This window comes from Psychroserpens ponticola, assembly GCF_023556315.2.
In the GTDB taxonomy this organism is placed as follows: Bacteria; Bacteroidota; Bacteroidia; order Flavobacteriales; family Flavobacteriaceae; genus Psychroserpens; species Psychroserpens ponticola.
The window spans coordinates 1,319,040-1,334,058 of record NZ_CP116221.1 but is presented as its reverse complement, the minus strand read 5'-3'; the positions used below and the strand labels follow the sequence as shown (position 1 = coordinate 1,334,058).

The 15,019-nt window shown below is 30.9% G+C and carries 13 protein-coding genes; 5 read left to right on the top strand and 8 right to left on the bottom strand.

What is annotated here, in order from left to right; all coding sequences use genetic code 11:
* From MUN68_RS05980 to MUN68_RS05965, 4 genes are all read right to left on the bottom strand, one after another.
* Complete coding sequence (locus MUN68_RS05980; RefSeq protein ID WP_249995753.1) at positions 1-2,406, bottom strand: glycoside hydrolase family 31 protein; 2,406 nt, start codon at positions 2,404-2,406, stop codon at positions 1-3.
* Between the two features lie 173 nt (positions 2,407-2,579).
* The gene (gene glgB / locus MUN68_RS05975; protein ID WP_249995752.1) at positions 2,580-4,490 is read right to left on the bottom strand and encodes a 1,4-alpha-glucan branching protein GlgB; all 1,911 of its coding nucleotides are present in this window, start codon (positions 4,488-4,490) and stop codon (positions 2,580-2,582) included.
* Positions 4,491-4,520: 30 nt separating this feature from the next.
* Positions 4,521-5,786, bottom strand: coding sequence for a glucose-1-phosphate adenylyltransferase (locus tag MUN68_RS05970; protein ID WP_249995751.1), 1,266 nt, complete (start codon positions 5,784-5,786; stop codon positions 4,521-4,523).
* A gap of 5 nt (positions 5,787-5,791) precedes the next feature.
* Complete coding sequence (locus MUN68_RS05965; RefSeq protein ID WP_249995750.1) at positions 5,792-7,195, bottom strand: glycogen synthase; 1,404 nt, start codon at positions 7,193-7,195, stop codon at positions 5,792-5,794.
* Positions 7,196-7,348: 153 nt separating this feature from the next.
* Between MUN68_RS05965 and msrB the strand changes: the two genes are divergently transcribed.
* From msrB to lpdA, 3 genes are all read left to right on the top strand, one after another.
* Entirely contained in the window at positions 7,349-7,825 is a 477-nt protein-coding gene (gene msrB / locus MUN68_RS05960) for a peptide-methionine (R)-S-oxide reductase MsrB (RefSeq protein WP_249995749.1), read from the top strand.
* Positions 7,826-7,929: 104 nt separating this feature from the next.
* Positions 7,930-8,484 (top strand): DUF1572 family protein, encoded by a 555-nt coding sequence (locus MUN68_RS05955; protein ID WP_249995783.1) that lies wholly within the window; start codon positions 7,930-7,932, stop codon positions 8,482-8,484.
* A 142-nt stretch (positions 8,485-8,626) separates the two neighbouring features.
* Positions 8,627-10,003, top strand: coding sequence for a dihydrolipoyl dehydrogenase (gene lpdA, locus MUN68_RS05950; protein ID WP_249995748.1), 1,377 nt, complete (start codon positions 8,627-8,629; stop codon positions 10,001-10,003).
* A 74-nt stretch (positions 10,004-10,077) separates the two neighbouring features.
* On the opposite strand, the gene aroQ is transcribed toward lpdA, so the two are convergent.
* The 4 genes from aroQ to MUN68_RS05930 form a co-directional block, all read right to left on the bottom strand.
* On the bottom strand, positions 10,078-10,494 hold the full coding sequence (gene aroQ / locus MUN68_RS05945; RefSeq protein WP_249995747.1) for a type II 3-dehydroquinate dehydratase: 417 nt from the start codon (positions 10,492-10,494) through the stop codon (positions 10,078-10,080).
* A 74-nt stretch (positions 10,495-10,568) separates the two neighbouring features.
* Positions 10,569-11,156: a porin family protein gene (locus MUN68_RS05940; protein ID WP_249995746.1), complete on the bottom strand. Its 588-nt coding sequence runs from the start codon at positions 11,154-11,156 to the stop codon at positions 10,569-10,571.
* A gap of 129 nt (positions 11,157-11,285) precedes the next feature.
* Positions 11,286-11,822: a hypothetical protein gene (locus tag MUN68_RS05935; protein WP_249995745.1), complete on the bottom strand. Its 537-nt coding sequence runs from the start codon at positions 11,820-11,822 to the stop codon at positions 11,286-11,288.
* Positions 11,823-12,050: 228 nt separating this feature from the next.
* Positions 12,051-12,596 (bottom strand): porin family protein, encoded by a 546-nt coding sequence (locus MUN68_RS05930; RefSeq protein WP_249995744.1) that lies wholly within the window; start codon positions 12,594-12,596, stop codon positions 12,051-12,053.
* Between the two features lie 240 nt (positions 12,597-12,836).
* On the opposite strand from MUN68_RS05930, the gene MUN68_RS05925 reads away from it, so the two are divergent.
* Together MUN68_RS05925 and MUN68_RS05920 are read left to right on the top strand one after the other, a co-directional pair.
* Positions 12,837-13,745, top strand: coding sequence for a site-specific tyrosine recombinase (locus tag MUN68_RS05925; protein ID WP_249995743.1), 909 nt, complete (start codon positions 12,837-12,839; stop codon positions 13,743-13,745).
* A gap of 60 nt (positions 13,746-13,805) precedes the next feature.
* Complete coding sequence (locus MUN68_RS05920) at positions 13,806-14,975, top strand: sensor histidine kinase (RefSeq protein ID WP_249995742.1); 1,170 nt, start codon at positions 13,806-13,808, stop codon at positions 14,973-14,975.
* Positions 14,976-15,019: the final 44 nt, after the last annotated feature.

Genomic DNA, 15,019 nt, shown 5'->3' with positions numbered 1-15,019 from the left:
TTATACACCTATAATATGAAGTTCAGAAAAATCTTTATCAATAACGATATTTGAATACTCATCTAAAATTAATCGTTTAATATCAATAATTTCATTATCTAGTTGTATTTCTTTGACTTCAAAAGGCAATCCGTAAATCTTTAAATTAAAGGTTTTGTACTTAGTGGTATACTTACCTTCTTTGTGTTGTTGAATGATTAATTCATTTTCTTTTCCTTTTAACTTAAAGGTTCTTAAACTATAACGTCCTTTAGTATAATCATATCCATCATTGGCATCATCATAAAGGGTAGACACTTCTTTTCCTTTTTTATAATACACATCTAAGGTTACTTCATCAATATCAAGTTCATCAACATACTGCTGAATGGGGTATTTAGGAATAATTGCACCTTCTTTTATAAAAATAGGCATGCTTTCAATATTTGCATCAACCCATAACTCTTTTCCGCCTTTAATCAATTCGTTGGTCCAGTAGTTATACCAATTTCCGCGTGGAACATACATTCGTCTTCCTCTTGCATTTTGTTCAATAATAGGACAAACTAAAATGTTTTCACCATAAATAAATTCATCTGTTCTATAATGTGTTTGAACATCCTCTTGATCATAAAGCACTAAGGATTTCAATATTGGTCTCCCTTGATCAATGTGATGCCAAAATGCTGTGTATAAATAAGGTAGTAATTGATAGCGCAATTCTATAAATTTCCTAACAATATCTGTTACATCTTCATCAAAAGCCCAAGGTTCTTGATCTCCATGATCACCAGAAGAGTGCACTCGACAAAAAGGATGAAATACACCTAATTGAATCCAGCGTGTAAACAATTCACCTTGAGGCTGTTCAGCAAAACCACCAATATCACTACCTGCAAAACTAAATCCAGACATAGCCATACGTTGCGCTTGTACATTTGCAATCCATAAATGTTCCCAAGTTGCCACATTATCACCTGTCCATGTTGACGTATAACGCTGTGTTCCAGAATAAGCAGATCGAGTAATCACAAATGGACGCTTAGGATATGCATATTTTTTAAGACCTTGATAAGTAGCTCTAGCCATTTGCATGCCATATATATTATGTGCTTTTCTATGACTACAAAAGTTACCATCGTAATTATGTCTTACATCATCAGGAAAAGTTTTGTTAGGAACCTCCATAACAGCTGGCTCATTCATATCATTCCAAACACCTTTAATTCCAATATCTTCAATTAGTTCTTTAAACAAACCTGACCACCAATCTCTCACTTTCGGGTTTGTAAAATCAGGAAAATAACATTCTCCAGGCCAAACTTTACCCTTCATATAAGGACCATCAGCTCGTTTACAGAAATAGTCTTTTTCTAAAGCTTCTTTAAAAACAGAATACTCTTTATCTATTTTAATACCTGGATCAATAATAGCAACCGTTTTAAATCCATCGTCAGCTAATTCTTTAACCATTCGTTTTGGATCTGGAAAGTATTCTTTATTCCAAGTAAAACATCGAAAGCCTTCCATATAATCGATATCTAAATAAATTGCATCACATGGAATTTTTAACTTTCTGAATGTCGATGTAATTTCTTTAACCTTACTTTCTGGATAATAACTCCATTTACATTGGTGGTATCCTAGAGCCCAAAGTGGTGGCAATTGATGTGGTTTTCCGGTAAGATCTGTATAGCTTTCAATAACATCTTGCATTTGCGGACCATAAATAAAATAGTAATTCATTTCACCACCATCAGCCCAAAAACTAGTTACATTTCTTCTTTCGTGAGAAAAATCAAAATAACTTCTGAATGTATTATCAAAGAAAATACCATAAGCCTTTTTGTTATGCAATCCTGTGTAAAAAGGAATGGCTTTATAAATAGGATCTGTATCTTTTCCATATGCGTAAGAATCGGTCACCCAATTTTGGTAACGTTTCCCTTTTAAATTTAAATGATTTGGTTTGTCTCCTAAGCCATAATAACTTTCTCCATCGTTAGAAATTTTACTCATCTTAACAATGTTACCACCATATTCATAACTTTCTTCCCAATGAAAACCAACTTCATCTTGATTGATTAATTCATTGTCTTTTGCGTCATAAAGTGAAACTCTTAAATCTTCTTTTGCAATATGGCAAATAAGTTTTGACGTTGTTATTTTATAAAATTCATCATCTTCATCAATAGTTAGATGGTTATATCCTGTACTTGCATATTTAGTTATTGCATATGAAAAATCATTTCCAAATGTCCCAGTTGTAGAATACCTAAAACGCAAAACACTGTCTCTTAGGACAGTTAATTGTAAAACAACATCATTATCTGTAGAAAAATATAAAGTATCAACATCTTTCTTGAAATTAATTATCTTAGAAGGAAATAAATTCCCTTTTTGTTCTAATTCAGTATTTATAATCATAGTGCAGTTTTTGAAGTAAACTAAGCGTAAAAAAACGGAAAAATCAGGTAGTAAAAAAGAATGCTATATGGTAATTATAACTAATTATTAACTATAACGATTTCGAGTTTATATTTTGACAATACAAGAATAAAACATGATTAATATTAATAATTTGACAATACACTATTTAACTATACAGTATATTTAAAAATTGCTACACTTAAAGGTGGAATTATGACTTCAACTGAATGCGCTCTAAAATGCCAAGGTATCATTTTTGTAATCATCAATTTATTACTATAGTTACCTGTACCAAAATAGTCTTTTTGGTCACTGTTGAAAATTTGTTTTAGTTTTCCAGCCTTAGGCAAACCTAGTTTGTAATTATTCTTCGGCATAGGTGTCATATTACATACAACTATAACCGTGTCTTTTTTGTTATTACCATGTCTCATGTAGGCAAACATAGAGTTCTCAGCATCATTATAATCTATCCATTCAAATCCTTCTTGTTCAAATTGCTTTTCGTGAAAAGCAGGTTCTGTTTTATAAAGCTTATTTAAGTCTTTTATTAACTTCTGAACTCCTTTATGCGGTTTGTATTGTAGTAAATGCCAATCTAAACTTTTTTGAAAATCCCATTCTTCACTTTGCCCAAATTCTGCACCTTGAAATAATAATTTTGTTCCTGGATGCGTAAACATATAGCTATAGAGTATTCGTAAATTAGCGAATTTTTGCCACTCATCACCAGGCATTCTATTTAGTATCGATTTTTTACCATACACGACTTCGTCGTGACTTAAGGGCAACATGAAGTTTTCGGTAAACGCATATGTCATACTAAATGTTAAATCATCTTGATGATGCTTTCTGTAAATCGGTTCTTTAGCAAAGTATTGTAATGTATCGTGCATCCAACCCATCATCCATTTCATACCAAATCCTAATCCACCTAAAAACACAGGTTTAGAAACACCTGGAAATGAAGTAGATTCTTCAGCTATAGCTTGCACATCTGGAAACGTACCATAAATAGCTTCATTTAATTCTTTCATAAAAGCAATTGCTTCTAGATTTTCTCTTCCACCATATTGGTTAGGTTCCCATTCTCCTTCTTCTCTTGAATAATCTAAAAACAGCATAGATGCTACAGCATCTACTCGCAATCCGTCTGCATGATATTGATCTAGCCAAAATAATGCGTTGCTTATTAAAAAAGATTTGACTTCATTGCGACCATAGTTAAAGATTAAACTTTTCCAATCTTGATGATAGCCTTTGCGTTTGTCTGGATGTTCATATAAACACGACCCATCAAAAAAGCCTAAACCATGTGCATCTTCTGGGAAATGTGAAGGCACCCAATCTAATAAAATCCCAATATCATTTTGATGTAGTTTATCTACTAAAAGTTTAAATTCTTCTGGATAGCCAAAACGAGATGTTGGTGCAAAATAACCAGTTACCTGATAACCCCAACTTGGATCGTAAGGAAATTCCATAATAGGCATAAGCTCTACGTGAGTAAAGTTCATTTCTTTTACATAATCAACTAATTGATCTGCCAGCTCAACATAAGAAAGGAAACGGTTTTCTTCTATTTGTTTTTTCCAGGACCCTAAATGTACTTCATAAACAGAAAATGGTGCATTTAGTGCATTTTTCTTTTTTCTAGATTTCATCCATTTGGTATCTTTCCAACTGTATGCATCTTCCCAGACAATAGAAGCTGTTTTGGGATTGTGCTCATAACGCCTTGCATATGGATCTGCCTTTTCTGTTTTTATACCATTATTATGGCTTTCAATTTTATACTTATAAGCTGAGCCTTTACCAATGTTAGGTATGAAGCCTTCCCAAATACCGCTTTCATCCCATCTTACATTTAATTTATGTGCACCTTCTTTCCAAAAATTAAAATCACCTATCACAGAAACTTGTTTTGCACTTGGAGCCCAAACAGCAAAATAAGTACCTTCCACTCCATTTAGAGTCGTTAAATGAGACCCGAATTTTTCGTAGAGTTTATAATGCTTTCCAGATTTAAATAAATTGATATCAAAATCTGTAAATAAGCTATGTGCTTTTACTTTAGACATATAATATTTTTAGTTGAAGAATACATGAGATTATTTAATGATAGTCCCTTTATCGATGGTAGCTCCTTTTTTAATGACAACAATTCCGTCTTTTATTAAATAACTTTCGGTCTCTGTATCTTTTAAATGTTTACCACCTTCAATTTTAACATCATCTCCAATTCTACAATTTTTATCTACAATACAATTGTTAATGTAGCATCTATCTCCTATTCCTAAAAGATTTTCAATTTTATTTTTCTCAATATTTTTTAATGATTCGTATGAATCATTTCCCATCATATAGGTATTTAATACTGTTGAATTTTCACCAATTCTAGACCGAATACCAATAACACTTTTTTCAATTTTAGCAGCATGAATTATACAACCATCAGCAATTACCGTTTTGTTTAATAAGGTTCCTGAAATTTTTGATGTAGGCAAAATTCTTGCTCTAGTATACACTCGATTATCATCATACAAATTAAATTTAGGAATATCTTCTGTTAGGCCTAAATTGGCTTCAAAAAAGGATTCAATTGTACCAATATCAGTCCAATACCCTTCATATTGATAACTTAGTGTTTTATGTTTATGTATGGATTGAGGAATAATTTCTTTACCAAAATCTATAGTATCAGGATTATTCATTAACTCTATTAATAAGTCTCTATTAAAGATATAAATACCCATTGAAGCTAGATAGTTTCTACCCTCTTTTTTCATATCGTCACTAACTTCTGAAGTCCAATCTGGTAATAATTCTGAATCCGGTTTTTCAATAAAAGACGTAATTACATTTTCATCATCTGTTTTTAATAATCCAAAACCTGTTGCATCTTTTGCACTTACAGGATATGTGGCAATAGAAATTTCAGCATTACTCTTTTTATGCTTTTCTATCATATCCTCTAAATCCATATTATACAATTGATCTCCAGATAGTATTAAAGCATATTTAAAATCATTCTGCAAAAAGTGATGCATGCTCTGTCGAACAGCATCGGCAGTTCCTTGGAACCATTTATCACTATGCATGGTTTGTTCAGCAGCTAAAACATCAACAAAAGCACTACTAAAAAAACTAAAATGATAGGTGTTTTTAATATGCTGATTTAAAGACGCAGAATTAAACTGTGTTAACACATACATTCTTTTGATGCTAGAATTAATACAATTAGAAATTGGTATATCTACCAATCTATATTTACCTGCAATTGGCACGGCTGGTTTAGATCGATCTGCTGTAAGAGGATATAATCTTGATCCTTGGCCTCCACCAAGTATAATTGATAACACTTCATTATTAATCATATGCTTTAGTTTATTGATTTATATAAGTTTATATATGCGTTTGCAGAGACTTCCCAAGAATGGTCAATACTCATAATACGTTTTCTATTCTTTTTGAATGCTAGTTTATTGTTATAAAAATTTGAAGCCTTTTTTATTGCTGTAACAATATCATCTATTGTAACAGAGTCATGGCAAATTCCGAAACCATTATCTTCAATATCTATGATCGTATCTTTTAAACCACCAATGCTTCTTACTACAGGAACAGTTCCATAACGTAAAGAATACATTTGATTTAAACCACAAGGTTCTACACGAGATGGCATTAATAAGAAATCTGCACCTGCATAAATGATGTGCGATAGTTTTTCATCGTAACCAATAAATGTATTATATGATCCTTCATATTTAGCTTTTAATGCTAATAATTTTGCTTCTGTGTCTTTAAAACCGGAACCCAAAAGAAGAATGGATACGTCATTCGTTTCTAAAACTTTAGAAAACACTTCTGGTAAAAGTTCAGCTCCTTTTTCTCCTACAAGTCGTCCTATAAATGCAAATAGAGGCTTGCTTTCATCTAAATTAAACTCAGAGCAAAGCCATTTTTTATTGGATTTTTTTCCTTTTTCAACTGTCGATATTTTATAGTTTTCTACAATATAATTGTCGGTTTCAGGATTCCAAACACCAGAATCGATTCCGTTTAATATACCAATTGCTTTAGCACTTTCTTGAGATAATAAACTCTCTAATCCATTAGCTTCACTTTTCAATTCTTCCATATAACTTGGAGAGACTGTAGTGATTCGCCAAGCACATTTAATTGCTGATGCTAACGGATTTATAACGCCATTCCAATCTAGCAAACCTATCTTTTCTATATTAAACTCTGGTATTTTAAATAGATGATCATAAGTCATCCAACCTTGATATTGCGCATTATGAATTGTAGTTATTATTGGAATTTTATTTAAGGTTTCATATTTATAACATTCTTGTGTCATAAACGGAATTAATCCTGTATGATGGTCATGACAATGAATAAATTCAGGCTTATCACTTAACGTTAGTATCCAATCTAATGTTGCTATTTGGAATGCCAAAAAGCGATCTGTATCATCGGCAGAATACACATAATCTTTAAATAATAATCCTTTAATATCAATAAAATATACTTCAAAATCTAAAACGGATTTGGCAAGTTTTAAAACACTATAAGTAATCTCATCATTTCCTAAAGAAATTTGCGACTCATAAACTGAATTAAATTCATGCTTTCTAGTAAATGCATTGTCATATAAAGGCATGACAACATTACTAGTAGCTCCTAATTGGTTCTGGTATTTTGGTAATGCACCAACCACATCAGCTAAACCTCCAACTTTAGCTATGGGATAACATTCTGCGCTAACATGCATTATTTTCATTTCAAAATTTTTATTTCAACATTTAAATTTACTATTTTTAAATTATAAACCATAAGGATTTACGCATAGTTAAAGGAATAATGTTTCGAAATCGATTTCGTAATGAATCTAATTTTTTTTCGACTTAAATTGTCAAATCAATTACTTTTAAATATGAAAAAGATAATATTAGTTTTAACAGTAACTTTATTCTTTAGTTGTAATAGTTCTGCTCAAAAACCTGATTCTACAGAAACATTTGAAATTACAAAAACAGATGCCGAATGGAAAAAACAACTCACAGAACAAGAATATCATGTATTAAGACAAGCTGGTACAGAGCGTCCATTTTCAAGTGAGTTGAATAAAGAATATCGTGAAGGGATTTTTCATTGTTCAGCTTGTAATACACCATTATTTAAAAGTGAAAACAAATTTGATTCAGGTACAGGATGGCCAAGTTTTGATCGAGAAATTAAAGGCAATGTAGCGTATTCAACTGATAGCAATTTAGGATATACAAGAACCGAAGAGCATTGCGCAACTTGTGGTGGGCATTTAGGGCATGTTTTTAACGATGGCCCAAGAAATACGACTGGAAAACGTCATTGTATTAATGGTGTTTCATTAAAATTTGAGCCGAAAAAATAAAAGATAATTACATTCCATTTATAGCGATATAAAATCTAACTATGATAAATCATAGTAATAAAGGTTTTGTATCGCTATTTTTATTTAATAAAAAATCAAGTATTATGGTCAACTCCTATTTAACAAGCGTAATCAAACAGTTTGAGTATTACAAATCACTTGGTGACAAAACTATCAATCAATTATCAATTGGAGAACTTAAACAAGAATTTGCAGAAGATTCAAACTCAATTTCAATTATTGTAAAACATATAATCGGAAATATGTTAAGCAGATGGACCAATTTTATAATTGAAGATGGAGAAAAAGAATGGAGGCATCGCGATAGTGAATTTGAAGATACTTTTGAAAATAAAGAAGAACTCTTAAACTACTGGAACAAAGGCTGGAATTGTTTATTTGAAGCTATTAAACCTTTAACTCATGAAGATTTAGAACGAATCATCTACATCCGAAATCAAGGTCATACAGTAACGGAAGCCATAAATCGACAATTAGCACACTACTCCTATCACGTTGGGCAACTTGTCTTTTTAGGCAAACTATTAAAAAGAAACAACTGGGTTTCTTTATCCATACCCAAAGGAAAATCTAAAACTTACAATCAGGAAAAATTTAGTAAAGAAAAAGGTCGCAGGCATTTTACTGATGATTTATAAGCAATAGTCTAACCGCAAAATGTAAATACCAAATCGAATTAAAATTAATTTAATTTAAGTTTTAGAATTTGTGTTTTAGATATTGGAATTTTAACATTTGGTTTTGTAACTTCGTAATCTTAAAATTTAGACAAAAAATACGATGAGTAAATACGATATAATTGTACTTGGAAGTGGTCCTGGAGGATACGTTGCAGCTATTAGAGCTTCTCAATTAGGTTTTAAAACTGCTGTTATTGAAAAAGAAAGTCTTGGTGGCATATGCTTAAATTGGGGTTGTATTCCTACTAAAGCATTATTAAAATCTGCCCAAGTTTTTGAATATTTAAAACATGCTGAAGATTATGGTCTGTCTGTAAAAGATTATGATAAAGATTTTGGTGCTGTTGTAAAACGTAGTCGTGGTGTTGCAGAAGGCATGAGTAATGGCGTTAAATTTTTAATGAAAAAAAATAAAATTGATGTTATTGAAGGTTTCGGTAAGTTAAAAGCCGGAAAAAAAGTGGATGTTGAAGGAAAAGAATATTCTGCTGATCATATTATTATCGCTACAGGAGCTCGTTCTCGCGAATTACCTAGCTTACCTCAAGATGGCAAGAAAGTAATTGGTTATAGAGAAGCAATGTCGTTACCTAAACAACCTAAATCATTGATTGTGGTTGGTTCTGGTGCAATTGGTGTTGAGTTTGCATATTTCTACAACTCCATAGGAACCGAAGTCACAATTGTTGAATACTTAGATAAAATTGTACCTGTTGAAGATGATGATGTTTCTAAACAATTAGAGCGTAGCTTTAAGAAAAGTGGCATTAAAATTATGACGTCTTCTGAAGTTACTAAAGTTGATACTTCAGGAACTGGCGTAAAAGCAACTGTTAAAACCAAAAAAGGAGAAGAAATATTAGAAGCTGATATCGTTTTATCTGCTGTTGGTATAAAATCAAATATTGAAAATATAGGGTTAGAAGATGTAGGTATTGCTGTTGATAGAGATAAAATTTTAGTTAACGATTACCACCAAACTAATATTCCAGGATACTATGCTATTGGAGATATCACTCCTGGACAAGCATTAGCTCATGTTGCATCTGCTGAAGCAATCTTATGTGTAGAAAAAATTGCTGGTCAACACGTAGAAGCTTTAGATTACGGTAATGTACCAGGCTGTACGTATTGTACTCCAGAAATTGCATCTGTTGGTTTAACTGAAAAGCAAGCAAAAGACAAAGGCATAGACATAAAAGTTGGTAAATTTCCGTTTTCTGCTTCTGGAAAAGCAAGTGCAGGTGGTCATAAAGAAGGTTTTGTAAAAGTGATTTTCGATGCTAAATATGGTGAATGGTTAGGTTGCCATATGATTGGCGCAGGCGTTACTGATATGATTGCTGAAGCTGTTTTAGGTAGAAAATTAGAAACAACAGGACATGAAGTGTTGAAAGCCATACATCCTCATCCAACGATGAGTGAAGCTGTTATGGAAGCTGTTGCTGATGCGTATGATGAAGTGATTCATCTATAAACAAATAATAAGATTCATAAAAAAAGTTCCAGCAATCCTGGAACTTTTTTAGTTCTATAAAACCTTAAAAACATCTATAAAAAACTTTGAATTGCTAATTCATAACTTTGCAAACCAAACCCCAAAATAACGCCTTGAGCATTTGTAGAGATGTAAGATTGATGTCTAAACTCTTCTCTTGAGAATGTATTAGATATATGAACTTCAATTACTGGTGTTTCAATTGCTTTAACAGCATCTCCTATACCTATTGATGTATGCGTATAAGCTGCTGCATTGAGAATAATACCATCATAACTAAAACCAACGTCCTGAATTTTATCGATCAACTCTCCTTCAATATTAGATTGATAATGTTCTAATTTAACATTGGGATATTTATCAGTTATAGACTCAAAAAATTCTGTGAACGATAAATCGCCATAAATATTCGTTTCTCGCTTTCCTAATAAGTTTAAATTAGGTCCATTAATAATAATTAACTTCTTCATAAAGTAAAGATATTAAAATTTAGACATAAAAAAACCGAAGTTAAATATCTTCGGCTTTATAATATTAGTGAATTTTAAAATGTAAAAACACCTCCTATATTAAGGTTTGAACCTGCATTAAGTCTAGTAAAATTATCACTTTCTTCAAGAATATTTGTCACTCCAAAAAAGCCTTGAGAATCAAATAAAAGACTAAAAGATTCAGAAATCTCTAATTTATATCCTATTCCATAAGAAATTCCTAGTTGAAAAGACTTATAAAAATCTTTAACATCATCTCCATCTATATCTGCTTTCATTAAAAAGCCTGGTGTGACTCCAAAGTTTAAATTCCATTTTCTAGTACTCCCAAAATGCCAATTCACATTTACTGGAATATTTAAGTAATCTAATTTTAAATCAGATTTTGGAACACTTGCTCCCATAGCATCATAAGTTAATCCAGAGCGCAAACTCCATCGATCGTTAAAATAATAATCTCCTTTCACACCAAAACTTAACGAAGCTCTTGAATCTAATTGTTCAACTTCATCTCCATTTAAAAAAAATGAAGAATAGCCTAAATAAGGAATTATCTCAATTACTCCTTTGTCTCTTTCTTGAGCGCTAACATTTGATAAACTAAATACTGCAACAGCAATAAATAACATTATATTTCTCATAATTTATTTTTTTTTAAATTGGCAGTAAATCTATGATATGAAAATTTTGTGTACAAGAAAAATCTTATAAATTTCAGGCATAAAAAAAGGGCAACAAAATGTTACCCTTTTCATTAAAGTTTTATAAGATTAATCTTCAAAATGAGGATTTCCTAATTGCTCATATGAAACAATTGTACAACCTCCTCCAATACTTTGACTTGCACCATAAACAACATTATTGTCATTTAAATAGGTCACTGTAAATCCAACAGATGTATCACCTCTTACATATACAGCAGTTTTATTTGGATTAGTCCACTCCCATTCTTGAAGATAAAATGGTTCACCATCTATACTATTTTTTTGATGCATTGTTCCGTCAGGGTAAAATGCATAATATCCTAAATCAGTTACAGAATAATCTTCACTATCTTGACCACAACCAGAAAAATTAAAATCACTAACGGCATGACTCCACCATTTTTGAGACCCTTCATTTCTACCTAGCGTACTAAATCCTGTTAAGGTTTCATTTCTTAAGTTTTTAGCTACAATTTCACCAGATGGAATACCATCTAAACCGTTATCTCCTCCTCCATCGTCATCTTTAGAACACGATGAAAAAGCTGTTACAGCAATTAACATTAATAATAATACACTTCTTTTTGGTTGATACATTTTCATAATTAGGCTTTTGTTAAATTTAATATTTATACTCTTTTATTAAACATAGACTCCAAATGTAGAAGCTTTTGTTTTCTAATTTGAAACCAATATAGAAAATAAAACAAAGAAACCAAAGTACTAACGATGAAACATACAAAAAAAGCCTTCATTAACATAAACCGTAATTAATAAACAAAAAAGAGAGGCTAATAGCCTCTCTTTTTTTATTTATTTGAAGTGAAAATATTATCCACCAAATTTATAACCAACACCTAAGCTGATTGTATTAACTTTCCAGCTAAAATCACCGTCACCAGTAAAATGATCATTTAATTGAAAACCATAACGCGCTTGTACGAAAATGTTTTCATTAATATCATAACCAACACCAGCAGCTAATTGTAAATTCATTGAAGTAGAATCACCATCTGTAGACTTGTCAAAAGCATCAAAAGCATCTCCACCTGCAAAACCAATTTGAGGTCCTAATTGTACATTAAATTCATCAGAAACAGCATACTTAGCAATTGCATTTACACTAATCATAGAAAAGTCACCAGCCATTGCATAAGTTACTTCAGGTTGTACACTAAACTGATCAGAAATTCCAATATTAGCAAAACCTCCAATATGGAAACCAGTTTCAGAATCACTTACTGAACCAATACCTCCTATATCAACAGTCAATGATTGAATTGATAATCCTGCTAAAGCACCAAAAGTAGTTTCTTGAGCATTAACATTTGTTAAACTAAATACTGCAGCAGCAGCAAATAACATTAATTTTTTCATAATTTATAAGTTTTTAAAATTGATTAGTACAAACTAAATACTTTTTTTTGAAATAATAAACAATATTTATGGACTTATTAACAATTTTGTAAACACGCAAAATTAAACAACTGATAAACAGCTTATTAAAAACAGGATTATTAACAAAATATATTAAAAATACGACAAATGACGTAGAAAAACAGCCTCAAAACCCTTATTTTTACAATTAAACAACCTATATAATAGAGAAAAAACGCTATGAAATGGCAAAATGCTATAAAAGATTACAAACATTACCTTAAAATTGAGCGAGGTTTGTCCAATAACTCTATCGAAAGTTATGTTCGTGATGTACAAAAACTTATACTGTATTTAGAACAAAACAGTATAAGCATATCACCAATTATGATCGAAAAAAATGTTATTCAACCTTTTATTTATGATGCTTCTAAAAGCATTAATGCAAGATCTCAATCCCGATTAATTTCTGGCTTACGAAGTTTCTTTTCCTATTTAATTTTTGAAGATTATAGAAAAACCAATCCCTTAGACCATATTGAATCACCAAAAACAGGAAGAAAACTTCCTGACACCCTTAGCATTAAAGAAATTGATACTCTCATTGGAGCAATAGATTTATCTAAAAGTTACAATACAATATATATAGGTGAACGAAATAGAGCTATTTTAGAGACACTGTATAGTTGTGGCCTTCGTGTTAGTGAACTTATTAATTTAAAAATTTCAGACCTCTTCTTTAATGAAGGGTTTATTAAAGTAACTGGAAAAGGAGATAAACAACGTTTTGTTCCGATAGGCTTAAATACGCAAAATTATATCAATATCTGGAAACAAGAACGAACAAAAATTAATATAAACCAAGAATATATGGATACCTTGTTTTTAAATCATCGAGGTGCTCAATTAACAAGAGCAATGATTTTTACTATTATTAAGGAACTAGCCAAAGCTATTAATCTTAATAAAACAATATCACCACATACATTTAGACATTCATTCGCTACACATTTACTAGAAAACGGAGCCGATTTACGAGCGATTCAACTTATGTTAGGTCATGAAAGTATTACAACAACAGAAATATATATGCATGTAGATCGTTCTCATCTCAAAGACATTTTATTAAAACATCATCCTAGGAAGTAATTTATAGTGAGAATATTGTGACATATTAGTATTTTTAGTGTCTTAATTAAAAAGCCTTCTATGAAAAGATTAGTCAAAAAACTATCTTCAGTAAAAACAAAAAAAAATCATACACCTATTGATCATCTTGAAAATTTAGATGAGCTAAAATGGAAATTTGCATTAGAGAATTCTAATGTTGGACTATGGGATTGGAATGCTTCTACAAACGAAGTCTTTTATTCAAAAGAAACAAAGCAGTTAATTGGTTATCAAGATTCAGAAATAAAAAACGCTCAAATACAATGGGACAAACGTGTTCATCCAGATGATAGAGAAGCGTATTTTAAAGATTATATTGCGCATATAAATGGTACTTTAGACCATTATAAAAATGAACATCGCATTCTATGTAAAGACGGAACTTATAAATGGGTATTAGATCGTGGTAAAGTGGTTCTTAGAGATAAAAACAATAAGCCCATTAGAATTATTGGCACAGTTGCAGATATAACTCAAAGAAAAAAGAGTGAGGAATTACTAAATAATAACTTAGGACTTATTACCCATCAAAATAAACGACTTCACAATTTCACACATATCGTTTCTCATAATCTTAAAACACATATTGGAAATTTTAAAAATATATTAGAATTTTATGATGAATCAACTACAGAAAACGAAAAAGAAGAATTAGTTGGTCATTTGAAAACCATCTCTGAAGCCTTAACAAATACAATAGTCGATTTAAATGACATTATTAATATAAAGTCCAAATCTAGCATTGAACAAATCAATCAAAAAATAAATATCTTTTCTTGTGCAAATAAGATTATAAAAAGCCTAGAATTAGAAAGCCAACAAAAAGAGATTAGCATTCATAATGCCATTAGAGAAATTGACCACATAAAAACGAATACGTCCTATTTTGAAAGCATCCTTCACAATCTAATTTCAAATGGCATAAAATATAGTCATCCAGATCGAAAATCTAAAATCATTCTTCAAACCATACATACAAGTGATGCCATTAAAATACTAATTTCTGATAATGGTATCGGAATTGATCTTGATAAATATAAAAATCAATTGTTTGAGATGTACCAAACATTTCACGGAACCAATAGAGAAGATTCTAGAGGTATTGGCTTATATATTACTAAAACACAAGTTGAAGCTCTAGATGGAAAAATAGAATTGAGCAGTAAACTAGATGAAGGCTCGACGTTTACTTTAACTTTTAAAAAATAAATAAACATTCTTAGTTTCATTCTGAATGACAAAAAGCACTCTAA

Excerpts from the sequence above, each read along its gene's own strand:
- MUN68_RS05980 (WP_249995753.1), bottom strand. The coding sequence starts at position 2,406 with ATGATTATAAATACTGAATTAGAACAAAAAGGGAATTTATTTCCTTCT.
- glgB (WP_249995752.1), bottom strand. The coding sequence starts at position 4,490 with ATGTCTAAAGTAAAAGCACATAGCTTATTTACAGATTTTGATATCAAT.
- MUN68_RS05970 (WP_249995751.1), bottom strand. The coding sequence starts at position 5,786 with ATGATTAATAATGAAGTGTTATCAATTATACTTGGTGGAGGCCAAGGA.
- MUN68_RS05965 (WP_249995750.1), bottom strand. The coding sequence starts at position 7,195 with ATGAAAATAATGCATGTTAGCGCAGAATGTTATCCCATAGCTAAAGTT.
- msrB (WP_249995749.1), top strand. The coding sequence starts at position 7,349 with ATGAAAAAGATAATATTAGTTTTAACAGTAACTTTATTCTTTAGTTGT.
- MUN68_RS05955 (WP_249995783.1), top strand. The coding sequence starts at position 7,930 with ATGGTCAACTCCTATTTAACAAGCGTAATCAAACAGTTTGAGTATTAC.
- lpdA (WP_249995748.1), top strand. The coding sequence starts at position 8,627 with ATGAGTAAATACGATATAATTGTACTTGGAAGTGGTCCTGGAGGATAC.
- aroQ (WP_249995747.1), bottom strand. The coding sequence starts at position 10,494 with ATGAAGAAGTTAATTATTATTAATGGACCTAATTTAAACTTATTAGGA.
- MUN68_RS05940 (WP_249995746.1), bottom strand. The coding sequence starts at position 11,156 with ATGAGAAATATAATGTTATTTATTGCTGTTGCAGTATTTAGTTTATCA.
- MUN68_RS05935 (WP_249995745.1), bottom strand. The coding sequence starts at position 11,822 with ATGAAAATGTATCAACCAAAAAGAAGTGTATTATTATTAATGTTAATT.
- MUN68_RS05930 (WP_249995744.1), bottom strand. The coding sequence starts at position 12,596 with ATGAAAAAATTAATGTTATTTGCTGCTGCTGCAGTATTTAGTTTAACA.
- MUN68_RS05925 (WP_249995743.1), top strand. The coding sequence starts at position 12,837 with ATGAAATGGCAAAATGCTATAAAAGATTACAAACATTACCTTAAAATT.
- MUN68_RS05920 (WP_249995742.1), top strand. The coding sequence starts at position 13,806 with ATGAAAAGATTAGTCAAAAAACTATCTTCAGTAAAAACAAAAAAAAAT.